Here is a 25,067-nt window from a genome sequence, read left to right on the forward strand (position 1 = left end):
CTCAGGAAACGCTTTCGAGTGCGGGCGCCGGGGAGTCCACCTGCGCCACCCGAGCCCGCCGCCGCTTCCGGGGAGGCCGGTCCAGCAGCTCCGCGATCCGCGACAACCCGAAGTTGATCACGATGTAGAACGCCGCCGTCAGGGCGTACGCCTGGATGAAGTTCGCGTTGTACTCGCCGAGCACCTGCCCGTTGCGCAGCAGCTCGGGATAGCTGACCACGTACCCGAGGCTCGACTCCTTGAGCGTCCGGATCACCTGCGTCACCAGCGCCGGCCGCAGCGCGCGGAACACCTGGGGCAGCACCACCAGGCGCAGTGCCTGACCGCGGCGGAGGCCGATCGCCGCCGCCGCGTCGAACTGGCCGCGGTCGAGGGAGTTCACGCCCGCGCGGACGATCTCCGCGAACACCGAGCCCGCGTGCAGCACGATCGGGATCGACAGCACCCAGAACGGCGGCAGGTTCCAGCCGAACGCCGGCAGGCCGATCAGGAAGAAGTACACCAGCAGGATCAGCGGGATCGCCCGGAACAGCTCGATCGCTGCCGCGGCCGGCAGCGACAGCCAGCGGCGCGGTGAAAGCCGGCCGAGGCCGAACACCGTGCCGAACACCAGGGACATCGCCGCGCACGACAAGCCGATCCGCAGCGTCATGCCCAGGCCGTCGAGCAGGTAGCGGATGTTGGGCCACGACGCCAGTGGCCGCCACAGCCGGCCGTCGAGCTGGCCGACGTGCTGCAGCTGGAAGAAGATCCCGACGAGCGCGCCGGCCACGACCACGACCGCGACGATCGTCGCGATCCGCAGCCGGGCCTTCCCGCGCGGGCCGAGCTCGTCGAACAACACGGTGGTCTTCATCGGCGGATCCGCACCTTCCGTTCGACGACCCCGGTCAGCTGGCCCGCGGTGAGCGTGATCAGCAGGTAGCCGATCGCCGCGGCGATGAAGCTCGGGATGGGCTGGGCGTGGTCGAGGTTGAACTGCCGCGCGGAGCCGGTGAGCTCCTGCACGCCCACCGCCGCGCCGAGCGCCGACGCGAGGCAGACGTTGATGAAGATGGAGCCCAGCGGCTGGGCCATGGACCGGAACGCCTGCGGCAGCACGACCTGCCGCAGGACGCCGGCGAAGGTCAGCCCGAGCGCGCGGGCCGCTTCGATCTGCCCGGTGGGGACGGCCGCGACACCCGAGCGGACCGTCTCGCAGACGTACGCGCCGAAGTACAGCCCCAGGCCGAGGACGACCGAGCCGAACAAGGGCACGGTCGCCCCGACGTACGGCAGCCCGAACACCACCATGACCAGGACGAGCAGCAACGGCGAGTTGCGCAGGCACTGGACGTAGCACCCCGCCACCGCCCGCAGCGGGCCGATCGGGCCGACCCGGCAGACACCGAGCACGGTCCCGATCAGCAGGGCGAGCGGGAAGGCGAGCACGGCCAGCTCGAGGGTCACCAGCAGGCCGGTGAGCAGCTCACCGATGTGATCGAACAGGACGGACATGGTGGTGGCCTCTCAGGAACCGGGCACGGAACCGATCTGCGGCGGCTGCGGCGCGGGCGTCTTGACGAGCTTGCCGACCGTGGCCTGCCAGAGCTTCGTCCACGTCCCGTCGGCCTCGATCGCCTTCAGGAACCCGTTGACGACGTCCTTGAACGCCGGGTCGTCCTTCGGGAGGCCGATGCCGAACGGGTTCGTGCCGAACGTCGAGTCCAGCAGCTTGACGTCGCTCTTCGTGGCGACCACGCCGTAGAGCGACGCGTTGTTGAGCGTCATCGCTTCGGCGCGGCCCTGCTCGACGGCGGCGACGCACTGCGCGGCGGTGTCGAACAGGACCGGCTGCGCGGTCGGGACCGCCTTCAGGAGCGCGTCCTTCGCGGCCCCGGACTCGGTGGCCACCTTCTTGCCGGCGAGGTCGCTCGCCTGCTTCGTGGTCGTGTCCGACGTCTTCACGACGATGCCGCTGGCCGCCAGGTAGTACGGCCCGGCGAAGTTGACGAGCTTCGCGCGGTCTTCCGTGATCGTGTAGGTCTGGATGGCCGTGTCGATGGTGTGGTTGCCCAGCAACGCTTCCCGCGTGTCGGAGCCGCCGCTCTGCAGCTTGGCGTTCGGCTTGCCGAGCAGGTACTTCGCGAGCAGCTGGGCGATCCCGGCGTCGAAACCGGACAGCTTGCCGGACGCGGGGTCGAGCTGGGAGAAGCCGATCGTGTTGCGGCTGCCCGCGAACGACAGCTCGCCCTTCTGCCGGATCTTGTCCAGCATCGGCGTGCTGGGCAGGTTCTGCCCGACCGGGCCGGCGTCCACCACGGACGTCTGGTCGATCTGGCCGGCGATCTCCGCGCCGGCCGGCTTGGCGGCGGCGCCGGGGGTCTGGTTCGGCGCGCTGCCGCACGCGGTCAGCGTCGCCAGCAGGGCGGTGGTGACCACTGTGGTGCAGGTGGCCGTGCGGATTCTCATCATGGCTCCCAGGGGTACGGCGGGTCAGTGCTGGAGGACCTTGGACAGGAAGTCCCGCGCCCGGTCGGTGCCGGTGCGGTCGAAGAACTCTGCGGGCGTGCCCTGCTCGGCGATCCGGCCGTCGCTCATGAACACGACGCGGTCGGCGGCCTTGCGGGCGAAGCCCATTTCGTGGGTGACGACGACCATCGTGGTGCCGTCGGCGGCGAGCGAGGTCATCACGTCGAGCACCTCGTGCACCATTTCGGGGTCCAGCGCGCTGGTCGGTTCGTCGAACAGCACGAGCTTGGGGTTCATCGCGAGCGCGCGGGCGATCGCGACGCGCTGCTGCTGCCCGCCGGAGAGCTCCGCGGGCCGTTTCTCCGCCTGGTCGCCGACGCCGACGCGGTCGAGCAGGCGCCGCGCTTCGGTTTCGGCTTCGCGCTTGGGCACCCCGCGGACCTGGATCGGGCCGAGGGTGACGTTGTCGAGGATGGTGCGGTGGGCGAAGAGGTTGAACGACTGGAAGACCATCCCGACGTCGGCCCGCAGCTGCGCGAGCCGGCGGCCCTCGGCGGGCAGGGGCTCCCCGTCGAGGGTGATGGTCCCGGAGTTGATCTGTTCGAGGCGGTTGACGCACCGGCAGAGGGTCGACTTCCCCGAGCCGGACGGCCCGACGACGACGACCACTTCGCCGTGGTGGATGTCGAGATCGACGTCGTGCAGGACCTCGATGTCACCGAAGCTCTTGCACAGGCCGCGGATGCTCACCAGCGGGGTCATCGGCTTCCTCCGGATTTTTGGAAGCGTTCGCTACAGTTAAGAAGATGTTGTAGCATCAGCTACCGATAAGATAGACGGTGCTACCGAGATGTCAACACCTGTCGTAGCCGCTACACCCCGCAGCCATCCCAGCCGAGGAGCAGTCATGTCGAGTCCGCGCCCGAGTGCCGACGCGCGCGTCCTGGATCCGGTCGAGTACTACCACTCGGGTCCGACCGCTTTCTTCGCCTCGCAACGGGATCAGCGCTTCTCGTACTGCCTTTACGTGCCCGGGGCGCACCGCACGGCGATCGAGCCGCTCCCGCTGACCGTCGTGGTCCACGGGACGCAGCGGATGGCCGAGCGCTACCGCGACGCCTACCGCGGCTTCGCCGAAGAGAACGAGACGGTGGTGCTCGCCCCGCTCTTCCCGGCCGGCATCGGCGAACCGGGCGATCTGCACGGCTTCAAGCGGCTCAGCTTCCGCGGCGTCCGGTTCGACCGCGTCCTGCTCGACATCGTCGACGAAGTGGCGCAGCGGTACCGGGTCGACGCGACGCGGTTCGCGCTCCACGGCTTCAGCGGCGGCGGCCAGTTCGTCCACCGCTTCGCCTACCTGCACGCGCACCGGCTGTCCGCGCTCTCGATCGGGGCCCCGGGGCGCGTCACCCGGATCGACCCGCGGGTGCCGTGGTGGCCGGGCACGGCCGACCTGCGCGAGCGGTTCGGCACCGACCTCGACCTCGACGCGCTGCGGGCGGTGCCGGTGCAGATGATCGTCGGCGCCGAGGACACCGAGACGTGGGAGATCGCCGAGCCGGACGTCGACGCGGGCGGCGACACGCGGGTCGCCCGGCTGACCTCGCTGCGGGACAACTTCGAAGCGCACGGCATCGGCGTGCGCTTCGACGTGGTGCCCGACCTCGCGCACCGGGGGCTCCAGCTGCAGCCGGTCGTCCAGGAGTTCTTCGCCGGCGTGCTCGCCGGCCGGTGACCACTAGGATGCGGCCATGCCGAGGGGAGAGCAGATGACCGACGGGGAAGACCTGTCGCTGAGCGCCCGGATCAACCGCTCCCTGGCCGGGATGTCCCGGGCGGAGCGGATCGTGGCCGAGTACCTGCGCGACCACGGCCGGCACGCGATCTTCGCGACCGCCGAGCAGATCGGCACCGTGACCAAGACCAGCGACGCGACCGTCGTCCGCACCGCGAAGTCCCTCGGCTTCAGCGGGCTGCTCGACCTGCGGCGTTCGCTGGCCGCCGAGGTCGTCGTCGAGACCAGTCCGGTGCTGCAGTTCCACGACGAGCGGGAAAGCGGGGGTTCGGCGGTCGCCCGGGTGTTCACCGAGGCCGCCGAACGGCTCGCGGCGACCTGGCGGCTGGTCGAGGAAGACGACTTCGCCGCCGCGGTCGCCCTGCTCGACGAGGCCCGCGAGGTGCTCGCCTTCGGGCTCGGCGGGTCCGGGCTGCTCGCCCGCTACCTCGCCCTGCGGCTGACCCGGATGGGCCGGCGCGCCCGGGCGAGCTGGGCCACCGGGTTCCAGCTGGCCGACGACCTGCTGGGCCTGCGCGCCGACGACGTCGTCGTGCTCTACACCCCGGCCCGGCTGCTGGCCGAGATCGAGGTCGTGCTCGACCACGCGCACGCCGTCGGCGCCCGGGTACTGCTGGTCTCCAGCTCGCTGGGGGCCCAGTTCGCCGACCGCGTGGACGTCACGCTCGCCGCGCCGCAGTCGACGAGCAACTTCACCGGGGAGATGCTCAGCGCCGAGGTGCTGACCGATGCCTTGCTGCTGCAGCTGGGTTCCGGTGACGAGACCCGCGCGACCCGGGCCTCGGAGCTGCTCACTTCGCTGCGCTCGGAACTGGTGCAGGGCGACGAGCGCTCGGCCGTCCCGAAGCGGCGGCGCAAGAAGCAGGCCTGACACCGGTTTTCGTTGTACCGCGGGATGATCGCCGCGTGGTGATCTCGTGGCGTCCACTGTGGACTGCCGTCGTTCTGTAGTGGAAACTTCATACTTCACATTTCAGAAGTGTCAGCTACACTCGGGTCATCCCAGTTCCCGCCGAGGAGACCGCCGTGATGTCGTTCCTGCTCGCGCAAGTCCCGGCCGCCGTCGCCAACCCCACGCCCGCGTTGTGGCGGATCGTCACGAAGATGGCCTACTTCGCCGGCCTCATCGGGACGATCGGCGCCACGATGCTGCACCTGCTCGTGTTGCGTCCCGTCCTCAAGCGACAGTCCGTCGACGAAGCCGACCGCGCGGTGCTCCACCGCCGGACGAGCCTGCTGCTCGCCGTCGCGGGCACCTGGTTCCTCGTCGCGCTGTACTTCCAGATCGCGGGCAAGGCCGCTCGCGTCAAGGGCGTCGAAATCCCCTACGGCCGCGCGTTGCAGCCGGGGAGCATCTGGACCTACGTCACCGTGCCCGCCAAGAAGGGGGAGTGGCTCTCGACCGGCGCGCAGACGCTCACCCAGTACCTGCTCTGGGCGGCGTCGGCGATCGTGCTGGTGCTCCTGTGGTCGCCGCGGGTGCGCGCGCACCTGACCGCGGTCGCGCTGACCTCGCTCGCCCTCAACTTCGTCGCCTACCAGGTCACCCTGCTGCCGACCGACTTCGCGAAGGAGACGGCCGACACCTTCGTCGACGGCCTGCTGGACCACACGCACGTCTCCGCCGTGTCCACGTGGGTCGGCGGGATCGCGGCCCTCGTCGTGCTCGCGACGGCCCGCCGCCGGCTCACCCCGCGCGCCGGGGCCACGTGGGCGCAGATCTGGACGCGGTTCAGCACCGTCGCCCTGTGCGCCGTCGGCTGCCTGCTGATCAGCGGCCTCTACCTGGCCTGGAGCCTCGTCGGCAGCCCCGGCGAGCTGTTCACCACCAGCTTCGGCCGCTTCCTGCTGGTCAAGGTCTGCCTGGTGGCGACCATGATCGCCGTCGGCGGGCTGAACGAGTTCGTGCTCATGCCCCGGATCGCCCGGGCCCGCGCGGCGGGGGACGAGGGTTCGGTGTTCCGGCTCGCCCTGCGCGTGTTCCCCGGCCTGGTCACCGTCGAGGTGGTCCTCGCGGTCGGCGTGCTCTTCGTGCTGTCGTTCCTGACCGGCTCGGCCCGCGCCGAGGCCGGCGAACCCGACCCGACGCTCAGCGGCGGCATCGTCGGCATCGGCGTCCTGCTGGCCGTGCTGCTCGCGATCTCCTTCGTCACCACGGCGAAGGTGAGCGAACGGCTCTCCCGGACGGCCGACCCCGCTCCCGCTCGCGAAGCGGTCCCCGAGTACTGACCCCCACCGTCCCAGGAGGACACCTCTCCATGATCGACCTCGCCTCCGAGCGCGCCCACTTCGTCGGCGGCACGCCCTTCTTCGCCTCGCAGCACGACCAGCGCCTGTTCTACGCGCTGTACGTGCCCAAGGACCACACGCCGGACGCCGAACCGCTGCCGCTCGTGGTCATCCAGCACGGCACCGGGCGGTCGGCCGAGCTCTACCGCGACCGCTGGAAGGCGTTCGCGATCGAGCACCGGTGCGTGATCCTCACGCCGCTGTTCCCGGCGGGCCTGGTCGAAAAGGGCGAGCTGCACAGCTTCAAGTTCCTGGAGTACCAGGGGATCCGCTTCGACGAAGAGCTGCTGCACATCGTCGACGAAGCCGCCGCCACCTTCAACGCGCGCGGCGACCGGTTCTACCTCCACGGCTTCTCCGGCGGCGGCCAGTTCGCCCACCGCTTCTACTACGCGCACCCGGACCGGCTCGCCGGCGTGTCGATCGGCGCGCCCGGCCGGATCACCCAGCTCGACGACAGCCTGCCGTGGTGGCTCGGCACCGGCGGTTTCGAGGAGCGCTTCGGCATCCGCATCGACCTCGACGCGCTGCGCCGGGTACCGGTGCAGATGGTCGTCGGCGCCGAGGACGTCGAAACCTGGGAGATCATGAACCCCGGCGGCCCGAACTGGATGGACGGCGTGGAGGCGACCGGCGAGACCCGGGTCGCCCGGCTGGAGACCTTGCGCGACAACTTCGTCTCGCAGGGGATCGACGTCCGGTTCGACGTCGTTCCCGGCGTCGCGCACCGCGGCACCGGGGTGGCGCCGGTGGTGCAGGACTTCCTCGGCGGCCTGCTGGCCGGAGCCCGGAGCGTGCGGTGAAGCCGATCGAGTCCCTTTTGGACACTCTCGCCGCGCGCGGCATGCGCGTGCACTCCCTGCTCGTGCACCGGCACGGCGAGCTGGTGCACGACCTGTGGCAGTGGCCGCACGAGCCGTCGCTGCGCCACAAGCTGCACTCGGCCACCAAGAGCTTCACCGCCACCGCCGTCGGGTTCGCCGAGGCCGAAGGACTGCTGGAGCTGGAAGACCCGGTCGCGGGCTTCTTCCCCGGCAGCGATCTCGACGCCAGGATGCGCGTCCGCGACCTGCTGACCATGCGGACCGGGCACGCGCGCGGGCTCTCCGGTGCGACGACCCGGCTGCGCAAGACCGGCTGGGCCGGTGAGTTCCTCGAGGAACCGGTCGTCGACCGGCCCGGCCGCGGGTTCCGCTACAGCAGCACGACGAGCCACGTCCTGTCCGCGATCGTGCAGGAGGTCGCGGGCGAACCGGTCGACGAGTACCTGCGGCCGCGGCTGTTCGAACCCCTGGGGGCCACGGACTACACGTGGGAACGCGACCCGGCCGGCGTTTCCAGCGGCGGCAACGGGTTGTCGCTGCGCCCGCGCGACCTGCTGTCGTTCGGCGTCCTGTACCTGCAGGACGGCGTGTGGGAGGGGCGTCGCGTGCTGCCCGCCGGGTGGGTGCGCAAGGCGTCGGGCCTGCACGTCCGGAAGGCGGTGAGCGGCGAGTGGAACGGCACCGAGCTGGTCCCGCCCGGCCCGGACGCCGTCGCCGACTCCGGGTACGGCTACCAGTTCTGGGTCGGCGAGAACGGCGTCTACTCCGCGTCCGGGCTCTTCGGGCAGGAGTGCATGGTGTTCCCGGACCACGGCGGCGTCGTCGTGGTCACCGGCGCGATGCCGGACCCGACCTACCACGACCTGCCGAGCATGCTGCGCTCGGCGTTCCGGGAAGCGTTCTCGTCGGACGAGGTCGAATCGCTCGCGCAGTGGGTGACGCGCGCTCGTGAACCCGAGCCGCTCGAATCCGTTGTGGACAGTCCGCTTTCCCTTCGTGCCTTCGACTTCGAGGCCGATGAGCAGGGTGTTCGTTCGCTGTCCGTCGAGGTCGACGCCGGTGTCGTGCGGCTCGGGATCGAAGACGACCGGGGGACGCACAAGATCGAGCACGGCCTGGGGGAGTGGATGCGGCAGCGCACGGGCGTGAGCGTCTGGCGGCTGCACCACTCCTACCAGGAGGACGCGGCGCCGATCCTGGCCGGCGCGCGGTGGGCCGGGCCGGGCGTGCTCGACCTGACCTGGCACTTCCTCGAAGGCCCGTTCATCGACCGGCTGACGCTGCGGTTCGAAGGCGACGACGTCGTCCTCGAGCACCGCGTCAACTGCAACTCGGGCCCGACGGAGCTGCCGCCCGCGAGGGGGACCGCCCGTGCTTGACGCCGCCGTGCTCGACCAGGCGTGGGACGTCGTGTCCCGGCACCTGCCGCCGACGCCGTTGATCCCGTACCCGCAGGCCGGGCTCGACGTGCCGGTGTACCTGAAGTACGAGGGCGCCCAGCCGATCGGCGCCTTCAAGATCCGGGGCGCGCTGGCGGCACTCACGGCGTACGCGGGCAAGCCGGTCGTCACGGCGTCGGCGGGCAACCACGCGCTCGGGATCGCCCACGGTTCCCGGCTGTTGTCGTGCGAGGCGACCGTGGTGGTGCCGAAGACGGCCGCCGCCGTGAAGGTCGAGGCGCTGCGGCGGTACCCGATCGACCTCGTCCTCGCGGGCGACGACTTCGACGGCGCCGAGCGGCACGCGCTCGGGCTGCCCGGGCAGTACGTCTCGGCTTACGACGACCCGCACGTCATCGCGGGGCAGAGCACGCTCCTCACCGAGGTGGCTCGCGTGCTGGACGACGACTTCACGGTCGTCGTCCCGGCCGGGGCCGGTGGCCTGCTCTCCGGCGTGGCGCTGGGCGCTCGCCGCGCGGCGCAGGACGTCCGCGTCATCGGGGTGGAAGCCGAGGCGTGCCGCGCGTTGTCGACCGCCGTCGCGGCGGGGCGGGTGGTGCCGGTGGCGATGGGGGAGACCATCGCGGACGGGCTGGCCGGCAACCTGGAACCGGAGTCCGTGACGCCCGGCATCGTGCGGGACTGCGGCGTGACCATGGTCGCCGTGGCCGAGGCGGCGATCCGCCGGTCGGTCCGCGAGCTGGTGACGACCGCCGGGCTCGTCGCCGAGGGCGCTTCGGCGACGTCGCTGGCGGCGTTGCGCGCCGGGCTGGTACCGCTCGACCGGCCTCTTGTGCTGGTCGTTTCCGGCCGCAACATCGACCTGGGCCTGCTGACCACGATCCTGGGAGAGCGATGATCACGACGACCGACTACCACACCGCCGGCGAGCCGTTCCGGATCGTCACGGCGGGCACACCGGACATCCCGGGGGCGACCGTGCTCGACCGCCGGGCCGCCGCGCAGGCGTCCCCGGAGATCGACGCCGTCCGGCAGCTGCTGGTGCAGGAGCCGCGCGGGCACGCCGACATGTACGGCTGCTTCCTCGTCCCGCCCGACGACGACGGCGCCGAGTTCGGCGTCCTGTTCTGGCACAAGGACGGCTACTCGACGGCGTGCGGGCACGGCACGATCGCGCTGGGCGCGTGGGCGGTGCGCACCGGCCGGGTCGCCGCGGTGCCCGACGGCGTCACCGAGGTGGTCATGGACGTCCCGTCCGGGCGGGTCACGGCGGCGGTGACGTGCGTTGCCGGCGTCGTGCGGCAGGTGGCTTTCCGGAACGTGGACGCGTACGTGATCGGCCGGGACGTTCCGGCGGGCCCGGCGCGCGTCGACGTCAGCTACGGCGGGGCGATCTACGCGTCGGTGCCGGCTTCTTCGGTGGGGCTGACGGTCTCGCCGTCGCACTACCCGGAGCTGATCGCGGCCGGGCGCGAGATCAAGGGCGCGCTGAACGCGACGTCGTGGGCGTCGCACGCGGACAGCCGCTTGAGCGGCATCTACGGCACGATCTTCTACGACGACCTCGGCGACACGCCTTCGGGACCGCACCAGCGGAGCGTCACGATCTTCGCCGACGGCCAGGTCGACCGGTCGCCGTGCGGGTCGGGGACTTCCGCTCGGCTCGCGTTGCTGGCCGCGGACGGGCGACTGCCTCTTGGTGCGGTGCTGACGCACGATTCGATCATCGGGACCCGGTTCACCGGCCGGGTCCTGTCCGGCGGCTCGTCTGTCGCCACCGAAGTTTCGGGAAACGCCTACCTGACCGGCGAGTGCACGTTCAGCCTCGATCCGGACGACGAAGTGGGAAGGGGGTTCGTGCTGCGATGAGCACGACCATCGTGGGCGGCGGGAACATGGGCGAGGCCCTGCTGGCGGGGCTCGGTCCGGACGTCACCGTCGTGGAGCAGAATCCTTCGCGGGCTTCGTACTTGAAGTCGCGGTACGACGTTTCGGTGGCTTCGCTGGAATCGGCGGTTGCTTCGGCCTCGACTGTTTTCGTCGTCGTGAAGCCGTACCACTTCGCGGCGCTGCTGGATTCTCTGGCTTCGCTTGTGGCGCCGGGCCAACTGATCGTATCGGCGGTCGGCGGGACGCCCATCGCGCGCATGGAGGCGAGCCTGCCCGAGGTGGCGGTGGTGCGGACGATGCCGAACCTCCCGGTCTCGGTGGGCCTGGGCACGATCGCGATCTCCGGGGGCGCGCACGCGGTGGCGGCGGACCTCGACCGCGTCCGCACGATGCTGGCGCCACTCGGGCGCGTGATCGAGGTGGCGGAGAGTCAGCTGGACGCGGTGACGGCGCTGTCGGGCGGCGGACCGGCGTACTTCGCGCTGATGGCGGAGGCGATGATCGACGCTGGGGTGCTCGCGGGCTTGCCGCGGCCGCTGGCGGAGGAGCTGGTCCTGACGACGGCGGAGGGAACGGGCCGGATGCTGGGCGCCCCGGACGCGGACCCGGCGGGGTTGCGGGCAGCGGTGTGCAGCCCGGGAGGCACGACGATCGCGGCAATGCGGGAGCTGGAGGGCCGCGCCCTGCGCGCGGCGGTGATGGCCGCGGTGGTGGCGGCGCGGGACCGGTCGGTCGAAATGGGGCGGTGAGCCGCTTCAGCTGCGCCGCGAGCGCATGTCCCGTGGTGCCAGCCGGTCCCGCAGATCGGCCAGCAGCTCCGTGTTCGCCGACACCGCAGCCGGCTCCCGCTTCGCCACCGCCAGCAGCAGGCAATCCAGCACCAAGGTCGTGCTGAGCCCCTCCTGGGTGAGCCCCGTCGACGACCGCACGGCCGGCAGCGTCACGTCCACCTGACTGTCCAAAGTGGCCCCCAGCGAGTCCGTCAGCAGCAGGATCCCCGCCCCGGCCGCGCGGGCGTGGCGCAGCGCCGTCGTCATGTCCGGCAGCAAGCGCTCGGGTGCGTTCAGCACGAACACGTCACCGGCGTCGAGGGGCAGCAGCTCGTCGGCGAGCCGGAACCCCGTCGCCGACGTGCTGCGCGCCCGGCGGCCGAGGCGCTGCAGGCGCGTCGCCAGGTAACGCATCGGGAGCTCCGCGATGCCGAGGCCGTAACCGAGCACCTCGCGCGCGCCGGCGAGGAGGTCCGCGGCCTGGGTGAACGCGGGCTCGGTGAGCAGCCGCCGGGTCTCGGTCAGGCGGTCGACGGACTCCGCGAGCAGCTGGTCGAGCTGGGACGCGCTGTCGTCGCCGGCCTCCTCGACCCGGTGCCGCAGCCGGGTGGCCGGCGTGTCCGACACGACGTGCCTGCCCACCGCGCGCTTGAGCTCGGGCAGTCCCGAATAGCCGAGGGACTTGACCGTCCGGATGACGGTGGCGTCACTGGTGCCGCTGAGCTCCCCGAGCTCCCCGGCGGTCGACAGGACGATCATCCCGGGGTGCTTCCACAGGTACTCGGCCACCCGCCGCTCGGCGGCCGACAGCTCGCCGATCCGCTGCCCGATCCGCTCGGCCAGCTGGCCCTGGCCCTCTTCCTGACCGCTCACCCCGGAAGCCTACCCACGACCCCGCGCCGAGCGCGGCTACCACGACACGGCGAGCCCGTGCCGGTCCAGGAACCGCAGGCCGGGCACGCCGGCCTGCGCTTCGAGGACGTCGACGACCGCCGGGACGCTCTCTTCGGGAGCCAGCGGCGCGTCGGGGCCACCGAGCCGCGTCCGGTTGTGGCCGGGGTCGATGAGCAGCTTCGTCCGCCCGTCGCCGGCGGTGCGCGTCGCGTAGCTGCGCATCAGCTGGTTGAGCGCGGCCTTGCTGGCCTTGTAGAGCTCGTAGCCGTCCTCGGTGTTGAGCGAAACGCTGCCCTGCTCGGACGACATGACCGCGACGGTGCCACCGGGCACGACGAGGTCCCCGAGGGCTTCGACGGTCCGCAGCGGGCTCAGCGCGTTGGTGACCATGACCTCGGTGAACGTCTCGGTCGAGACGTCGCCGATCGGCGTGTTCCCGCGGTCGATCGCGGCGTTGACGAAGAGCAGGTCGAGCCGGCGCCCGGCCAGGCGCTCCCGCAGCGCGGCCAGCTCGGCGGCGCTCGTCATCTCCAGGGACTCGACCTCCAGCCCGCCGCCGAGGGCGCGCGGGTCGCCGCGGGTGGTGGCGATGACGTGCCAGCCGCGGCGGACGAGCTCGGCGGCCAGGACGAGCCCCAGGCCCCGGGAGGCACCGATGACGAGGGCTTGACGGTCGGACATGAGTACTCCTTCGAGTGGTCGGGAGCCCGAGATTAGACGAGACGTTGCGTCTAGACAAGACGTTGCGTCTCGGCAACCGCGCTATCGTGTCCCGCATGACCGACCGCCCCCGCTCCGGCAACCGCCGCGATGAGACCGCGCGCCTGGCCGTGCTGCACGCCGCCGACGACCTGCTCGTCGAGCACGGGTTCGCCGCGCTGACCGTCGAGGCGATCGCGCGCCGTGCCGGCGTCGCAAAGCAGACGATCTACCGCTGGTGGCCGTCGAAGGTCGAGATCCTCCTCGACACGCTGATCGAGGACAGCGCCAAGCGCTTCCCGGTCCCGGCCGACAAGCCCACGGCCGATGGCATCCGCGGCTACCTGCGGGCGTTCGCGCGGTTCCTCACCCGCGACCCGGCGGGCAAGGTCCTGCTCGCGCTCCTCGCCCAGGCGCAGCACGACCCCGGCACGGCCCAGAGCTTCCGCGAGCGCTACCTCGGCCCGCGCCGGGACGAGGAACGCGCCCTGCTCACCCGCGCGATCGACGCGGGCGAGATCGCACCGAAGCTCGGGCCCGACGCCGCCCTGGACGCCCTGGTCGGCCCGATCGTCTACTGCGCCCTGACGGGGTCGAGCGTCCCCCGCGGGCTGGTGAGCACGCTCGTCGAGGACGTGCTCAGGCCGCCGAACCGAGACAGGACCCGCCCCTGAGTCTCGGTACCCGCACGTAGCGTCGGGGGAGACCGGAGGGAAGAGGTGCATGCGGGCGGAGTCCGAGGTGGCCGGCGACGTCGTGCTGTCGACCGGCCGTCGCGTGTGGACGGTCGGTGTCATGTGCACGGCGGTCGGCCTGGTGATCGCCATGGTGACGATCGTGAACGCCGCGCTGCCGGCGCTGGCCGCCGACACCGGCGCGAGCCAGGCCGAGCAGACCTGGATCGTCGACGTCTACACGCTGGTGCTGGCCGCGCTGGTGCTGCCGGCCGGTGCGCTGGGTGACCGGCACGGGCGCCGCGGTGTGCTCGTCGCGGGCCTGCTCGTCTTCGCGGCCGGGTGCGCCGCGCCGGTCTTCCTCGACACGTCGGCGTGGATCATCGCGGCCCGGGCCGTCACGGGCCTCGGCGCGGCGATGATCATGCCGGCCACGCTGTCGATCATCACCGCGAGCTTCCCGCCGGAACGCCGCGGCCGGGCCATCGGGACCTGGGCCGCGGTGGCCGGTGTCGGCGGGCTCGGCGGGCTCGTGCTCGCCGGGGTGCTGCTGCAGCACTTCGCGTGGCACTCGGTCTTCCTCGGGCCGGCGGTGCTGTCGGTGGTCCTGGTGGCCGCGAGCCTGACGGTCCCGACGTCGCGCGACCGTCGCCGGCACGCGTTCGACGTCGCCGGCGCGGTGCTCAGCGCCCTGGCCATCGGCGCGGTGGTGTTCGGCATCCTGCGCGTCGCCGATCTCGGCTGGGGCAGCGCGACGGTCCTCGGGTCGATCGCGGGCGGGCTGGTGCTGGGCGCGCTGTTCGTCGGGTACGAGCTGCGGCGCGAGTCGCCGCTGCTGGACGTCCGGCTGTTCGGCAACGCGGCCTTCGCGGCCGGGTCGGTTTCGGTGACCGTGCAGTTCACCGCGGCGTTCGGGATGTTCTACGCGCTGGCGCAGTACCTCCAGCTGGTGCAGGGGTATTCGGCGCTGAAGTCGGGGCTCGCGCTGTGGCCCGTCGCCGTGACGCTCTTCCCGCTGTCGCTGGCTTCCGCGCCGCTGGTCCGCCGGTTCGGGCTGCGCGCGGTGACCTGCACCGGGCTCGCCGTCGTCGTGGCCGGCATGGTCCTCATCGGACAGCTGGACGCCGGCAGCGGGTACCCCGCTCTGGCGGTCGCGGTCTGTGTGCTGGGCGCGGGGATCGGGGTGACGGCCCCGGCGGCGACGAGCGCGATCCTCGACAGCGTGCCGCCGTCGCAGTACGGCGTGGCCTCGGCGGTCAACGACGCGACGCGCGAAGTCGGTGCGGCACTGGGGATCGCGCTCGTGGGCAGCGTCCTTTCCGCCGGTTACACGGATTCGGTCCGCTCGGCGACGGCGGCGCTGGCACCGCCCGCGCGCGAGGCGGCGGAAGGCTCGCTGGCGGGCGCGCTCGCGGTGGCGGCGGGTCCCGGCGGCGCGAACCTGGCGGCGTCCGCGCGAGCGGCTTTCGCGCACGGCATGGGGATCAGCATGCTCGCGCTGGCGGCCGTCGTGGTGGCCGGCATCGTCGCGGCCGCGGTGCTGGTGCGCCGGTAGCCGTGTATCTGGGGCTGCCGCCGGGTCCCTTTGTCTTCAGTGCAACCACGATTGTCCTGGAGGGGACCATGACCCAGCTCCACATCAAGACCTTGAAGTGCGTCAAGAAGGACGACGTGATCGGGAAGGACGAAGTCGTCGTGCAGATGAACGGCGTCACGGTCTCGGGCCCGCACAAGCTGGGCAAGGGCGACGACGTCACGCTCAACACGCTGCGCCCGTTCACGAATTCGGTGAAGGTGACGCTGATCGACGAGGACGGCGGCAAGGACGACACCCTCGGCACGGTGACGATCACCGACACGCAGGCGGGAATCGGCACGCTGACGGCGTTCTTCAACGCCCTGGCCGGCGCGGACTACCACCTGACGTACGACGTGCACGCCGCCTGACACCGGTTCAGCGGCCGGCGGGCTCGGCGGTCCACGAAGCCAGGATGCGCAACGCTTCGTGGGCCGGCGAGCCCGGCTCGGCCGTCAGGACCATGAGCCGCTGGCCACTGCCGTCGGGGCTTTCCCACATGTCGCAGTCCAGCGTCAGGTCGCCGACCACCGGGTGGCGGTACCGCTTCACGCCGTAGCCCGCGCTCGTCACGTGGTGGGCCGCCCACCACGTGCGGAACTCCGGGTGGTGCACCGCGAGCTCGCCGACGAGGTCCGCCAGCTCCGGCGCGTCCGGGTCGCGCGCGGCCTCCAGGTGCAGGGCCGCCACCGCCGTGCGGGCCGCCTCTTCCCAGTCGGTGTGCAGCGCGCGCACCGAAGGGTCGGCGAAGAGCAGGTACACGTAGTTGCGGCGGTTCGCCGGGTAGCGGGCGAAATCGGTGAACAGCGCCGCCGCCGACTCGTTCCACGCCACGACGTCCAGCCGGTGGCCCAGCACCATCGCGGGAGTCTCGGCCAGCTGGTCGAGCAGCCTTTTCATGGCGGGGCGCAGTTTTTCGCCCGCCCGGCGCCGCGGCCGGCGGTAGGGCTTGCCGGCCAGTTCGTGCACATAGGACTGCTGGTCGTCGCTCAGCCGGAGCGCGCGGGCGAGGGTGGCGAGGACCGACGACGAAGCCTGCACGCGCCCCTGTTCGAGCCGCGTCAGGTAGTCGACGCTGATCGCGGCAAGCTGCGCGACCTCCTCGCGGCGGAGCCCGGCCACGCGTCGCGGCGAAGCGGGTTCCGGCAGGCCGACGTCACGCGGGCTCAGCTGCGCGCGGCGTGCCTTGAGGAAGTCGCCGAGCTCCTTGGGCTGACCGGTGGGCTCCATACCGCCGATTGTCCCCGGGCCCGGCCGGTCCCGGGTGGGCAGGTTTCTGCCCCCGCTCAGCCGCGCAGCTCGGCGGCCTGCTCGCGCAGGGCCGCGACGACCGCGGTGGCGCCCGCCGAGCGCCCCTGCCGGGTGACGACGACCGCGGCCCGGCCGCGCCAGGCCGGATCTTCGACGGAGACGACCGCGACCCCGGCCGGCACCGACGCGGCCGCCACGCCGGGCAGCAGCGCGACGCCGAGCCCGGCCGCCACCATGCCCAGCCGGGTCGTCCAGCTACCGGCCGCGTGGCCGACGCGGGGCTCGGCCAGCGTCGGCCAAGCGCCGAACTGGGGTTCGCCGCGGCCGCCGCGGCCGACGATCCACGTCTCGTCACGCAGGTCCGCGACGTCCACCAGCCGCCGGTGGGCGAGCCGGTGCCCGGCCGGGACGGCGACGCGCAGGTCGTCGTCGGTCAGGACGTCCTGGTGCAGGCCCGCGAGGTCGTAGCCGGGCAGCCCGGCGCCGACGCCGATCACGACGACCTCGGTGCGCCCGCCGCGGAGCCGGGCGAGCAGCGCCGGGGTCGCGCCTTCCTCGAGCGTGACGGCCAGCCCGGGGTGCCGGGTGCGCAGCGCCGCCAGCGCGCGGGGGACCAGGACCGCCGCCGCGGCCGGGAACGCGCCGATCGCCAGGCGCCCCGCCAGCCGGTCGCGCAGGCCCGCCAGCTCCTGCTCGGCGGAGTCGAGCACCGCCAGCGCGGTGGTGGCGTGCCGGGCCAGCAGCGCCCCGGCCGGGCTCGGCCGCACCCCGCGGGCGTGCCGCTCGAACAACGCCGTGCCCGCGGCGGCTTCCATCATCGCCACCTGCCGCGAGATCGCGGACTGCGTGTACCCGAGGGAGGCGGCCGCCGCGGTGAACGAGCCCGTGGCCGCCACCTCGCGGATCACCCGCAGGCCGGTCAGCGTCACTTCTGCCATGCCGCCAGCCTAGCCATGAGCAATGCGCACAGCAGATGTGCGAAGACATCGCTGGTGCTCATGCCTGGCCGGGCGCAGCATGGAAGCATGATTTGGTTCATCACAGGATCTTCGAAGGGCTTCGGCCGCCACTGGGCCGAGGCCGCCCTCGAGCGCGGCGACCGGGTCGCCGCGACCGCACGGAACCTCGCCGACCTGGACGGCCTCGCCGAGCGCTTCGGCGACGCCGTGCTGCCGCTGCGGCTCGACGTCACCGACCGCGACGCCGCGTTCGCCGCGGTCCGGCGCGCGGCGGACCACTTCGGCGGCCTGGACGTCGTGGTCAACAACGCCGGCTACGGCCACTTCGGCCGGGTCGAAGAACTCGGCGAGGACGACGTCCGCGCCCAGCTCGAGACCAACTTCTTCGGCGCGCTGTGGGGCACGCAGGCCGCGTTGCCGATCCTGCAGGCGCAGCGCCGCGGGCACATCATCCAGGTCACCAGCGAAGGCGGGGTGCTCGCCTTTCCGGGCATCGGCGCCTACCACGCGTCGAAGTGGGCGCTGGAAGGCCTTTCCGAGTCCCTGGCGCAGGAAGTCGCCGAGTTCGGCATCCACGTCACCAACCTCGAGCCGGGCCCCTACGCGACCGACTGGCTGAGCGTGGGCTCGCGCCGGAGCACCCCGAACCCGGACTACCCGGCCGCCGGTGAGGGCCACTGGGACGTCGGCGACCCGCGCGCCACCCGCGCGGCCGTGCTCGAACTCGTGGACGCCGCCGACCCGCCGCGCCGGATGTTCCTCGGCAAGTCGCTGGCCGCGGTCACCGAGGTGTACGAGGACCGGCTCAAGACGTGGAACGACTGGCAGCCGGTGGCGGTGCGGGCGTTCGGCTGAGCGCCGCGTGCGGGTCGTCCGCGGGCACCCACCCGGTGTCGAGGTCCAGCGCGGCGACGTCCCGGGTGAGCGCCGCGATCGTCGCCAGGACCGGCGCGCGGGTCTCGTCGCGGCGGGACACCAGCGACCACGTCCACAGGGGCGCCGGCCCGGTCACCGGCCGGCGCGCGAGGTCCGGCGGCACCGGCGTCGTCTGGCCCTTCGGCGAGTTGAGCACCGGGCGGCGCAGCCGGCGGACGTGGTCGAAGAACGCCGGGCCGGTCACACCGCCGTCGTGCGTGCGCACGACCTCGGCGCCGGTGACCCGCGCGAATTCCGCGGCGTAGACGTTCCACGACGCCCAGCTGGCGGTGTCGTCGTCGACGAGCACGAGGACGTCCTTCGCCGCGACCTCCGCGCTGCCCGTGCCGATCGCGTGGAGGCGGTCCGCACTCAGCAGGTGGGCGACCAGGTCGCGTTCGGTCAGGTCGGCCGCCCGCGCCCAGCAGATCGCCAGGTCGATGCTCCGGTCGGCGACCCGGCCCAGCTGGGCGTGCGACGGCAGCACCCACGTGTCGACGTGCAGGTGCGCGACCCCCGCGACGCGGTCGACCAGGTCGGCGGGCCGCCAGTTGACGTAGCCCAGCCGCACCGGCTCGCGCGCGGCGATCCCGGCCGCCGAGCGGCGGAGCGCGTCGGCCTGCTCCAGCAGCGCGAGCACCTGCGGCAGCAGCGATTCCCCGCATTCGGTGAGCGTGACCGACCGGCGGTCGCGGTCGAAGAGGCGGACGCCGAGGTCGCGTTCGAGCGCCTTGATCTGCTGGGACAGCGAAGGCCCGGCGATGCGCAGCCGCTCCGCGGCCCGGCCGAAGTTCAGTTCGGTGGCGACGGCCACGAAGTACCGAAGCTGGCGTAGCTCCATACCGGGAGCTTAGTGCGGTGGGAGTCCGCGCCTCCCAGCTGAGAGCGAACCGGTCGTGGCGGACCGGGTTCGCCCGGCCCATCCTCGGCTCAGGAAGCACCACTCACTTGGAGGTTTTCATGAGCACCCAGAAGGTCGCGGTCGTCACCGGCGCCTCGCAGGGCATCGGCGCGGCCGTGGTCGAGGCGTACCGCAAGCTCGGCTACGCCGTCGTCGCGAACTCGCGGTCCATCACCCCGTCGGGTGACGCCGGGATCCTGGCCGTCGCGGGCGACATCGCCGACCCGGCCGTCGGCGCCCACGTGATCGACCAGGCGCTGGCGACGTTCGGCCGCGTCGACACGCTGGTCAACAACGCCGGCGTCTTCGTCGCCAAGCCGTTCACCGAGTACACCGCGGCGGACTTCGACCTCGTGACCGGCGTCAACCTGCGCGGCTTCTTCGAGGTCACCCGGCGCGCGATCGCGGCGATGCTGGAGGTCGGCGGCGGGCACGTCGTCAACGTCACCACCAGCCTGACCGACCACGCGAACAGCGCGGTCCCGTCGGCGCTGGCGTCGCTGACCAAGGGCGGCCTGAACTCGGTGACGAAGTCGCTGGCCATCGAGTACGCCGCGCGCGGCGTCCGCGTGAACGCCGTGTCGCCGGGCATCATCCGCACCCCGATGCACCCGGCGTCGACGCACGACGCGCTCGCGGGCCTGCACCCGGTCGGGCGGATGGGCGACCCGGGCGACATCGTCGACGCGGTCGTGTACCTGGAGGGCGCGCCGTTCGTCACCGGCGAGATCCTGCACGTCGACGGCGGCCAGAGCGCGGGACACTGAGCACCATGGACATTCTCACCGGGGTGCTGGACGCCTGGAAGTCGGCGGTCGACGCCCACGACCCGAAGCGCGTGGCGGCGTCGTTCACCGAAGACGCGATCTTCCAGGGCCTGCACCCGTACAGCGTGGGCCGCGACGGCGTGGCGGCGTACTACGACTCCCAGCCGCCGGGCATGACGGCGGAGTACCGGATCGTGGAGACCCGCCGGCTGGCCGAAGACGTGATCCTCGGGTACGTGAGCGTCGACTTCGCGTTCACGGACCGGGAGCCGATTTCGGTGCACCTGAGCGTGATCGTCCGCCGCGTGGGTGACGCGTGGCTGATCGCCCACTACCAGGTTTCGAGGCTGTGATGGAGTTCCTCGTCGACATGAGGACGACGGTCCCCCCCGGGAACGTCCGACGAAGAGGTGGCCGACACGCGCCGCCGCGAGGCGGCCCGGAGCAAGGAACTGGCGGCCCAGGACCACATCCGGCGGCTGTGGAAGCCACCGGAGGGCCCGGGGGAGTGGCACACGATCGGGTTGTTCGCTGCGGGTGACGAGGAGGAGTTGCGGCAGGTGCTGGAGTCGATGCCGCTGCACGCGTGGATGACGGTGACGGTGACGCCGCTGAAGCCACATCCGAGTGACCCGGGCCGAGCGTAGCCGCGCTCAGCGACCGCAGCGGTCCACGCGCTTCCAAGGCCAGTCCGTGCCGAGCCAGCGCGCGACGGCGTCAGCGAGCGGCACGTCGAGGCCCGATCTGTCGGCTCGCACCCAGGACCGCACGGTGACGTCCCACTCCTCGGAGGACGAGGGGTACAGGTAGACACAACCGATGACGTCGTCGTCGCGTGCGTCGAGAACCGTGAAGGTGAAACCGGCGTTCCGGGTGAAGTCGTCGGCGTGGCGGCGGAGGTCGGCGAGGTTCTCCTCGAGCGTCATGCCGTCGCGCGGTGGCCAGGTGCGGCCGTGATAGCCGGGAGTGGAGCGGATGTGCTCGATGCTCGACATCCAGGCGGCGTGATCAGCCGGATTGTGCTGCGGCCCCAGCGGTTCGAGGCGGAACCGGCCGGCGACGAGCGAAGTCGGCGGTTCGAAGCCGGCTGGCACGAACTCGTCCCTGGTCATGACCGAAGATCGTACTGGTCTCACTGTCCGTAGGAGAACCGGAGATCGGCGAACAGCAGCTGGTTGAGCCGTTTCCGGAGGTGTCCGGTCTTGCTCTGGTCGGGGAGTTCGCCAGGGGTGAGCAACGTGAACCTCAGCAGGGTCCCTCCGTCGGAGGAGGCTGTGAGCGCGAAGTGGATCCGGTCATCGGGCCGGCTCGGCCACAGCGAGGACCACACCACCTGACCGGGCTTCTCCGAGCTCAGGACTCGGGGATCGACTTCGTCGGCCAGCAAGTGGAGCCACGGACGGGCCGCTGGCCGACGCGGCTCCACGAGCGAGTCCCAGACGACAGGTGGAGGCGCCGGCAGCGCGCGCGCCCGCGAACCGATCTCGATCACCCGAGCAGAGTATGTCGATCGGCCACCGTGCCAGTGTTGCCACTACGGGAAGTCTGCCGCCAATATCAAGATCGTCATGTCCAGAAGCCTTTGGTAGTACTCGCGACCGTCGGCGTCCAGTTCGGGGATGACCCGAATGAGTCGTTGTTCGCATTCGGCGAGGACGTTCCGTCTCCGGTCGTCCAAGATGCCGAGGTGCTCCAGCCAGGCCGAGACGCAACCGGCTGGGTCTGCGTCGAGCATCACCATGTCGAAGCCTGCCACGTCGGCACCGCGCCATCGACTCGGGAACGGCGCCTTGCGGTGAGCCTCGAAAAGCGTGGTGACTGCCGCGCGCCTGTCCGTGAGATCCAACGGCTTCCTCCTCCAAGACCGACGAGGCAATGCTACGGGCGCACGGTCATCGGCCCGAGAGGACGCCCAGGCGCCGGACTTCAGACGGTGAGGACGATCTTGCCCCGGAGGTGGCCGCGCTCGATCCGGCGGTGGGCGTCGGCGATGCGGTCGAACGGGAACGTCTCCTCCACGTGGACCCGCAGCTTGCCCCTTTCGACGAGGTCGACGAGGCCGCGCAGCGCGACCGGATCGGGGTCGACCCCGATGCCGCTGAAACGCATACCCGCCGCCTCGAACTTGGCCGCGAGCTCCGTGTCCTCCTCGGCGACCGCCGTCACCAGATGACCTCCCGGGCGAAGCACTCCGAGCGACCTCTCGACGGCGTCGCCGCCGAGGGTGTCGAGCACGACGTCGATGTCCTGGACCGTCTCGGTGAAGTCGGCCGTCGTGTAGTCGATCACTTCGTCGGCGCCGAACCCCTCGACGAACTCCCGCTTGCTCCCGCTCGCCGTCGTGATCACGTGCGCGCCCAGCGCTTTCGCGATCTGGATCGCGACGTGGCCGACTCCGCCGCCGCCGCCGTGGATCAGGACGCGGTCGCCCTCGGTCACGCCGCCGAGGTCGACCAGGCCCTGCCACGCCGTCAGCCCGACGACCGGCAACGCCGACGCCTCGACGTGCGAGAGCGAGGCCGGCTTGTGCGCCAGGTGCAACGCCGGCGCCGCCACGATCTCGGCGTACGCGCTCGCCGCCCGCGGGAACAGCGGCATCCCGAACACCTCGTCGCCGGGCCGGAACCGCCACGTCTGCGGCGCCTCCTCGACCACGCCGCTGATGTCCCAGCCGAGGACGAACGGCGGCGGGCCGAGCAACGGGAATTCGCCGGCGCGCAGGCGCGGCTCGAGAGGGTTCAGCCCGATCGCCTCGACCCGGACGAGGACCTCGGTCGGCAGGGCGCGGGGCTCGGGTGCGTCCACGATGGTGAGGACCTCGGGGCCCCCGAACGTGTGCTGGGTGATGACTCGCATGACACCGACGATGGTCGCCGCTGCGCGCCCGTACCACCGTTGTCGCGCCAGGAAATCCCGATAACCCGCCACGCCCGGCGGCCCGCGAACGCGGGCTAGGGTGCAGGGTGTGACCGAACTTGTCCACGAGCCGGTCTTCTCGGCCGGCGATTCGGCGGTCTGCGGGCCCCTGGCCCACGGCGAGGACGTCGCCGCGCACTTCCACGACTTCGGTCAGCTCAGGTACGCCGCCTCCGGGGCACTGGTCACCACGACCGCCGTCGGGACCTGGGTGGCGCCGGCGAACCGCATCACCTGGGTGCCCCCGTTCTCCGTGCACAGCAGCCGTTCGCACGGCGAGACCCACGTCCGGCTGCTCCGCGTTCCGGCGGCACTGGCCGGGCACCTGCCACCCGAGCCGTCGGTGTTCGCCGCCAGCGCGCTGATGCGCGAGGCCTACCTGGCGCTGCTCGCCGACCACGAACCGGCCGAAAGCCCTCGCGGCCGGCTGCTGCTCGAGGTCGTCATCTCGGAACTCGCCCGGGCTCCCCAGGAACCCCTGCGCCTCCCGGAACCGGGCGACGCTCGCCTCAAGGCCGTCACCGACCTGCTGCACGCCGACCCGGCCGGCCCGGCGACGCTGGCCGAACTGGGCCGCCGCACCGGTTCGAGCGAACGAACCCTCAGCCGCCTGTTCGGCAGCGAACTGTCGATGAGCTTTCACCAGTGGCGCACGCTGTTGCGCATCCAGCGGGCCATGCTCGAACTCTGCGCGGGCACCTCGGTCACCGACACGGCAATGCGACTGGGCTGGGCGAACCCGAGCAGCTTCATCGACGCGTTCACCGACCTCGTCGGCCAGACTCCCGGCCGCTACCGCGCCGCAGCATGCGGCTAGCGTCGGCCGGCGGCGTCGGCGGCAACACCAGCTACGAGGCCGAGATCTCCGGTCAAGCGGCCTTCCAGATCGCGTGGTCGAGTTCCCAGGGCGTCCGGTCCAGCTCGGCGGCGGCTTCGGCGAGCAGCCGCCGTGCGGCCGGGACGTCGACCTCGTGGCCGAGGTGGCGACTAAGCCAGCGAAGCACCTTCCGGTCCGGCTTCACCTGCTCGTCGTTACCGGCCAGCATCCAGAGGTAGCCGAGCCGGACGTCGTGCCCGCCGTTGCCGGGGACGGCTCGCAGCTGCCTTTCCACGGCGTCGAGCCGGCTGAGGTCGGACAGCAGCGTGGTCACGTCGCCGAGGGTGTGCACGCCGGAGTCGGCGAGGACTTCGGCGTAGCGCACCGCGGCGTCCGCCTTGAGCACGCCGCCTCGCGTGCTGGTGCGGCCCCGGTTCTCCAGGACTTCGGCGGCGAACCGGTCCGGCCCCAGCCGGCGGCCCAGTTCTGCCAGCGCGTCGACGGGCTGCTCGGCGGTGGTGCCGGCCACGGTGGCGAAGTCGGCGACGTCGACCAGGTGGGGTACGAGACCCTGGTGCTTCGCGTAGCGGTCGCAGACAGAGATTGTGCTGGTGTACCGGGCGTTGATCGAGAAGACTGCGTCGAGCACGCACACCGGCAGGTGCGCCCAGCGACGGGCGCGGGGCCGGATGTCGAGCCCGGTCGCCGCTTCGACCAGACGCTGAACGTCCGAGGCAGCGGTCATGGCCGTCCTTCGACAGGGCGGAGGCGGAACATCGTCAGCGGGAAGCCGCTGTCGACGAGGCTGCTGGCGTGGTGGCCGCCGTGGGCATCGACGAATTCCAGGGCCACCATGTGGTCGCCGGACAGGAAAGCCCCTTCGATCGCGCTCATGTCGCCTTCGCGGGCGATGCGCGTCGACAACTGCCGGCCCAGGTACTGCGCGAGACTGTTGTGGCGGCCGGTGTCGGCGCCGCCGATCTCGAAGCCCAGCTCACGGGCGACCTCGGGGTACCTCGTGTCGAGCGCGATGGCCAGCTGATAGGCCGTGGCGTAGGGGCGGCCGAGGTGGTGACGCGGCGGCTCGGGGGTCACCTCACGCAGGACGTTGACGACCTTCTCCAGCACCGACAGTCGGTTCCACACACTCGGCACAGCCGTCCCCTCCGCGTTCCGATCGGACTTCGGCAAGTCGCGTGCGGCGGCTGCGCCGTTACGTTCGGCTGACCTCGACCCGGTGGTATCCGCAGTTGTGCCTTGTGGTGGGCGAAGTGCTGAG

31 protein-coding genes are annotated in these 25,067 nt (G+C 71.8%); 16 read left to right on the top strand and 15 right to left on the bottom strand.

The window, feature by feature from the left end:
* Position 1 precedes the first annotated feature (1 nt).
* The 4 genes from QSK39_RS52560 to QSK39_RS52575 are packed head-to-tail and all read right to left on the bottom strand — an operon-like array spanning position 2 to position 3,213.
* Positions 2-856 (bottom strand): amino acid ABC transporter permease, encoded by an 855-nt coding sequence (locus tag QSK39_RS52560; RefSeq protein WP_285485379.1) that lies wholly within the window; start codon positions 854-856, stop codon positions 2-4.
* Complete coding sequence (locus QSK39_RS52565) at positions 853-1,497, bottom strand: amino acid ABC transporter permease (RefSeq protein WP_285485380.1); 645 nt, start codon at positions 1,495-1,497, stop codon at positions 853-855. The genes QSK39_RS52560 and QSK39_RS52565 overlap by 4 nt, the downstream gene beginning before the upstream one ends.
* Positions 1,498-1,509: 12 nt before the next feature.
* On the bottom strand, positions 1,510-2,451 hold the full coding sequence (locus QSK39_RS52570; protein ID WP_285485381.1) for a transporter substrate-binding domain-containing protein: 942 nt from the start codon (positions 2,449-2,451) through the stop codon (positions 1,510-1,512).
* Positions 2,452-2,475: 24 nt separating this feature from the next.
* A complete protein-coding gene (locus QSK39_RS52575) occupies positions 2,476-3,213 on the bottom strand; it encodes an amino acid ABC transporter ATP-binding protein (RefSeq protein ID WP_285485382.1) in 738 nt (245 codons plus the stop codon).
* A 145-nt stretch (positions 3,214-3,358) separates the two neighbouring features.
* Between QSK39_RS52575 and QSK39_RS52580 the strand changes: the two genes are divergently transcribed.
* From QSK39_RS52580 to proC, 8 genes are all read left to right on the top strand, one after another.
* Positions 3,359-4,186 carry an alpha/beta hydrolase family protein gene (locus QSK39_RS52580; RefSeq protein WP_285485383.1) on the top strand — a complete coding sequence of 276 codons (828 nt, stop codon included), beginning with the start codon at positions 3,359-3,361 and terminating at the stop codon, positions 4,184-4,186.
* Positions 4,187-4,220: 34 nt separating this feature from the next.
* A complete protein-coding gene (locus tag QSK39_RS52585) occupies positions 4,221-5,117 on the top strand; it encodes a MurR/RpiR family transcriptional regulator (protein ID WP_285485384.1) in 897 nt (298 codons plus the stop codon).
* A 158-nt stretch (positions 5,118-5,275) separates the two neighbouring features.
* Positions 5,276-6,475, top strand: a complete 1,200-nt coding sequence (locus QSK39_RS52590) for a CopD family protein (RefSeq protein ID WP_285485442.1) — start codon at positions 5,276-5,278, stop codon at positions 6,473-6,475.
* 29 nt (positions 6,476-6,504) lie between these two features.
* Entirely contained in the window at positions 6,505-7,338 is an 834-nt protein-coding gene (locus tag QSK39_RS52595; RefSeq protein WP_285485385.1) for a PHB depolymerase family esterase, read from the top strand.
* Positions 7,335-8,738, top strand: coding sequence for a serine hydrolase domain-containing protein (locus QSK39_RS52600; RefSeq protein WP_285485386.1), 1,404 nt, complete (start codon positions 7,335-7,337; stop codon positions 8,736-8,738). Before QSK39_RS52595 ends, QSK39_RS52600 begins: the two co-directional genes overlap by 4 nt.
* Complete coding sequence (locus QSK39_RS52605; RefSeq protein WP_285485387.1) at positions 8,731-9,657, top strand: threonine ammonia-lyase; 927 nt, start codon at positions 8,731-8,733, stop codon at positions 9,655-9,657. The genes QSK39_RS52600 and QSK39_RS52605 overlap by 8 nt, the downstream gene beginning before the upstream one ends.
* On the top strand, positions 9,654-10,628 hold the full coding sequence (locus QSK39_RS52610) for a proline racemase family protein (RefSeq protein ID WP_285485388.1): 975 nt from the start codon (positions 9,654-9,656) through the stop codon (positions 10,626-10,628). Before QSK39_RS52605 ends, QSK39_RS52610 begins: the two co-directional genes overlap by 4 nt.
* Positions 10,625-11,398, top strand: a complete 774-nt coding sequence (proC, locus tag QSK39_RS52615) for a pyrroline-5-carboxylate reductase (protein ID WP_285485389.1) — start codon at positions 10,625-10,627, stop codon at positions 11,396-11,398. The genes QSK39_RS52610 and proC overlap by 4 nt, the downstream gene beginning before the upstream one ends.
* A gap of 6 nt (positions 11,399-11,404) precedes the next feature.
* Here proC and QSK39_RS52620 read toward each other — a convergent pair whose 3' ends face one another.
* Complete coding sequence (locus QSK39_RS52620) at positions 11,405-12,292, bottom strand: MurR/RpiR family transcriptional regulator (RefSeq protein WP_285485390.1); 888 nt, start codon at positions 12,290-12,292, stop codon at positions 11,405-11,407.
* A gap of 36 nt (positions 12,293-12,328) precedes the next feature.
* Positions 12,329-12,994 (bottom strand): SDR family NAD(P)-dependent oxidoreductase, encoded by a 666-nt coding sequence (locus QSK39_RS52625; protein WP_285485391.1) that lies wholly within the window; start codon positions 12,992-12,994, stop codon positions 12,329-12,331.
* A 95-nt stretch (positions 12,995-13,089) separates the two neighbouring features.
* Between QSK39_RS52625 and QSK39_RS52630 the strand changes: the two genes are divergently transcribed.
* The 3 genes from QSK39_RS52630 (at position 13,090) to QSK39_RS52640 (ending at position 15,633) form a co-directional block, all read left to right on the top strand.
* On the top strand, positions 13,090-13,686 hold the full coding sequence (locus QSK39_RS52630; protein WP_285485392.1) for a TetR/AcrR family transcriptional regulator: 597 nt from the start codon (positions 13,090-13,092) through the stop codon (positions 13,684-13,686).
* A 49-nt stretch (positions 13,687-13,735) separates the two neighbouring features.
* Positions 13,736-15,241, top strand: a complete 1,506-nt coding sequence (locus QSK39_RS52635) for an MFS transporter (RefSeq protein ID WP_285485393.1) — start codon at positions 13,736-13,738, stop codon at positions 15,239-15,241.
* 68 nt (positions 15,242-15,309) lie between these two features.
* A complete protein-coding gene (locus tag QSK39_RS52640) occupies positions 15,310-15,633 on the top strand; it encodes a hypothetical protein (protein ID WP_285485394.1) in 324 nt (107 codons plus the stop codon).
* A 7-nt stretch (positions 15,634-15,640) separates the two neighbouring features.
* On the opposite strand, the gene QSK39_RS52645 is transcribed toward QSK39_RS52640, so the two are convergent.
* Complete coding sequence (locus tag QSK39_RS52645; RefSeq protein WP_285485395.1) at positions 15,641-16,492, bottom strand: helix-turn-helix domain-containing protein; 852 nt, start codon at positions 16,490-16,492, stop codon at positions 15,641-15,643.
* A gap of 56 nt (positions 16,493-16,548) precedes the next feature.
* Positions 16,549-17,451 carry a LysR family transcriptional regulator gene (locus QSK39_RS52650; RefSeq protein ID WP_285485396.1) on the bottom strand — a complete coding sequence of 301 codons (903 nt, stop codon included), beginning with the start codon at positions 17,449-17,451 and terminating at the stop codon, positions 16,549-16,551.
* 87 nt (positions 17,452-17,538) lie between these two features.
* Here QSK39_RS52650 and QSK39_RS52655 point away from each other — a divergent pair, with 87 nt between their 5' ends.
* Entirely contained in the window at positions 17,539-18,327 is a 789-nt protein-coding gene (locus QSK39_RS52655) for an SDR family NAD(P)-dependent oxidoreductase (RefSeq protein ID WP_285485397.1), read from the top strand.
* Here QSK39_RS52655 and QSK39_RS52660 read toward each other — a convergent pair.
* Positions 18,278-19,228 carry a LysR family transcriptional regulator gene (locus QSK39_RS52660; protein WP_285485398.1) on the bottom strand — a complete coding sequence of 317 codons (951 nt, stop codon included), beginning with the start codon at positions 19,226-19,228 and terminating at the stop codon, positions 18,278-18,280. The genes QSK39_RS52655 and QSK39_RS52660 overlap by 50 nt on opposite strands.
* 119 nt (positions 19,229-19,347) lie before the next feature.
* On the opposite strand from QSK39_RS52660, the gene QSK39_RS52665 reads away from it, so the two are divergent.
* From QSK39_RS52665 to QSK39_RS52675, 3 genes are read left to right on the top strand one after another with little or no spacing between them, the layout of a single operon-like run.
* A complete protein-coding gene (locus QSK39_RS52665; protein ID WP_285485399.1) occupies positions 19,348-20,055 on the top strand; it encodes an SDR family NAD(P)-dependent oxidoreductase in 708 nt (235 codons plus the stop codon).
* Between the two features lie 5 nt (positions 20,056-20,060).
* Complete coding sequence (locus QSK39_RS52670; RefSeq protein WP_285485400.1) at positions 20,061-20,408, top strand: SgcJ/EcaC family oxidoreductase; 348 nt, start codon at positions 20,061-20,063, stop codon at positions 20,406-20,408.
* A 57-nt stretch (positions 20,409-20,465) separates the two neighbouring features.
* Entirely contained in the window at positions 20,466-20,702 is a 237-nt protein-coding gene (locus QSK39_RS52675; RefSeq protein ID WP_285485401.1) for a muconolactone Delta-isomerase family protein, read from the top strand.
* 6 nt (positions 20,703-20,708) lie between these two features.
* Here the strand turns inward: QSK39_RS52675 and QSK39_RS52680 are convergent, their stop codons facing one another.
* From QSK39_RS52680 to QSK39_RS52695, 4 genes are all read right to left on the bottom strand, one after another.
* A complete protein-coding gene (locus QSK39_RS52680) occupies positions 20,709-21,167 on the bottom strand; it encodes a GNAT family N-acetyltransferase (protein ID WP_285485402.1) in 459 nt (152 codons plus the stop codon).
* Between the two features lie 20 nt (positions 21,168-21,187).
* Positions 21,188-21,547 (bottom strand): hypothetical protein, encoded by a 360-nt coding sequence (locus QSK39_RS52685; protein ID WP_285485403.1) that lies wholly within the window; start codon positions 21,545-21,547, stop codon positions 21,188-21,190.
* A 42-nt stretch (positions 21,548-21,589) separates the two neighbouring features.
* Positions 21,590-21,901, bottom strand: coding sequence for a hypothetical protein (locus QSK39_RS52690; RefSeq protein ID WP_285485404.1), 312 nt, complete (start codon positions 21,899-21,901; stop codon positions 21,590-21,592).
* 80 nt (positions 21,902-21,981) lie between these two features.
* Positions 21,982-22,911, bottom strand: coding sequence for an NADP-dependent oxidoreductase (locus QSK39_RS52695; protein WP_285485405.1), 930 nt, complete (start codon positions 22,909-22,911; stop codon positions 21,982-21,984).
* 109 nt (positions 22,912-23,020) lie between these two features.
* Here QSK39_RS52695 and QSK39_RS52700 point away from each other — a divergent pair, with 109 nt between their 5' ends.
* On the top strand, positions 23,021-23,788 hold the full coding sequence (locus QSK39_RS52700; RefSeq protein ID WP_285485406.1) for an AraC family transcriptional regulator: 768 nt from the start codon (positions 23,021-23,023) through the stop codon (positions 23,786-23,788).
* Positions 23,789-23,840: 52 nt separating this feature from the next.
* On the opposite strand, the gene QSK39_RS52705 is transcribed toward QSK39_RS52700, so the two are convergent.
* Both QSK39_RS52705 and QSK39_RS52710 read right to left on the bottom strand, forming a co-directional pair.
* On the bottom strand, positions 23,841-24,533 hold the full coding sequence (locus QSK39_RS52705) for a DUF8548 family protein (RefSeq protein WP_285485407.1): 693 nt from the start codon (positions 24,531-24,533) through the stop codon (positions 23,841-23,843).
* A complete protein-coding gene (locus tag QSK39_RS52710; RefSeq protein ID WP_285485408.1) occupies positions 24,530-24,916 on the bottom strand; it encodes a hypothetical protein in 387 nt (128 codons plus the stop codon). The genes QSK39_RS52705 and QSK39_RS52710 overlap by 4 nt, the downstream gene beginning before the upstream one ends.
* Between the last annotated feature and the right edge of the window lie 151 nt (positions 24,917-25,067).

The sequence above is a fragment of the Amycolatopsis sp. NBRC 101858 genome, assembly GCF_030269325.1.
GTDB lineage: Bacteria > Actinomycetota > Actinomycetes > Mycobacteriales > Pseudonocardiaceae > Amycolatopsis > Amycolatopsis ponsaeliensis.

Coding starts and splice junctions, on each gene's coding strand:
- QSK39_RS52560 (WP_285485379.1), bottom strand. CDS start 856: ATGAAGACCACCGTGTTGTTCGACGAGCTCGGCCCGCGCGGGAAGGCC.
- QSK39_RS52565 (WP_285485380.1), bottom strand. CDS start 1,497: ATGTCCGTCCTGTTCGATCACATCGGTGAGCTGCTCACCGGCCTGCTG.
- QSK39_RS52570 (WP_285485381.1), bottom strand. CDS start 2,451: ATGAGAATCCGCACGGCCACCTGCACCACAGTGGTCACCACCGCCCTG.
- QSK39_RS52575 (WP_285485382.1), bottom strand. CDS start 3,213: ATGACCCCGCTGGTGAGCATCCGCGGCCTGTGCAAGAGCTTCGGTGAC.
- QSK39_RS52580 (WP_285485383.1), top strand. CDS start 3,359: ATGTCGAGTCCGCGCCCGAGTGCCGACGCGCGCGTCCTGGATCCGGTC.
- QSK39_RS52585 (WP_285485384.1), top strand. CDS start 4,221: ATGACCGACGGGGAAGACCTGTCGCTGAGCGCCCGGATCAACCGCTCC.
- QSK39_RS52590 (WP_285485442.1), top strand. CDS start 5,276: ATGTCGTTCCTGCTCGCGCAAGTCCCGGCCGCCGTCGCCAACCCCACG.
- QSK39_RS52595 (WP_285485385.1), top strand. CDS start 6,505: ATGATCGACCTCGCCTCCGAGCGCGCCCACTTCGTCGGCGGCACGCCC.
- QSK39_RS52610 (WP_285485388.1), top strand. CDS start 9,654: ATGATCACGACGACCGACTACCACACCGCCGGCGAGCCGTTCCGGATC.
- proC (WP_285485389.1), top strand. CDS start 10,625: ATGAGCACGACCATCGTGGGCGGCGGGAACATGGGCGAGGCCCTGCTG.
- QSK39_RS52625 (WP_285485391.1), bottom strand. CDS start 12,994: ATGTCCGACCGTCAAGCCCTCGTCATCGGTGCCTCCCGGGGCCTGGGG.
- QSK39_RS52630 (WP_285485392.1), top strand. CDS start 13,090: ATGACCGACCGCCCCCGCTCCGGCAACCGCCGCGATGAGACCGCGCGC.
- QSK39_RS52635 (WP_285485393.1), top strand. CDS start 13,736: ATGCGGGCGGAGTCCGAGGTGGCCGGCGACGTCGTGCTGTCGACCGGC.
- QSK39_RS52640 (WP_285485394.1), top strand. CDS start 15,310: ATGACCCAGCTCCACATCAAGACCTTGAAGTGCGTCAAGAAGGACGAC.
- QSK39_RS52645 (WP_285485395.1), bottom strand. CDS start 16,492: ATGGAGCCCACCGGTCAGCCCAAGGAGCTCGGCGACTTCCTCAAGGCA.
- QSK39_RS52650 (WP_285485396.1), bottom strand. CDS start 17,451: ATGGCAGAAGTGACGCTGACCGGCCTGCGGGTGATCCGCGAGGTGGCG.
- QSK39_RS52655 (WP_285485397.1), top strand. CDS start 17,539: ATGATTTGGTTCATCACAGGATCTTCGAAGGGCTTCGGCCGCCACTGG.
- QSK39_RS52660 (WP_285485398.1), bottom strand. CDS start 19,228: ATGGAGCTACGCCAGCTTCGGTACTTCGTGGCCGTCGCCACCGAACTG.
- QSK39_RS52665 (WP_285485399.1), top strand. CDS start 19,348: ATGAGCACCCAGAAGGTCGCGGTCGTCACCGGCGCCTCGCAGGGCATC.
- QSK39_RS52670 (WP_285485400.1), top strand. CDS start 20,061: ATGGACATTCTCACCGGGGTGCTGGACGCCTGGAAGTCGGCGGTCGAC.
- QSK39_RS52680 (WP_285485402.1), bottom strand. CDS start 21,167: ATGACCAGGGACGAGTTCGTGCCAGCCGGCTTCGAACCGCCGACTTCG.
- QSK39_RS52695 (WP_285485405.1), bottom strand. CDS start 22,911: ATGCGAGTCATCACCCAGCACACGTTCGGGGGCCCCGAGGTCCTCACC.
- QSK39_RS52705 (WP_285485407.1), bottom strand. CDS start 24,533: ATGACCGCTGCCTCGGACGTTCAGCGTCTGGTCGAAGCGGCGACCGGG.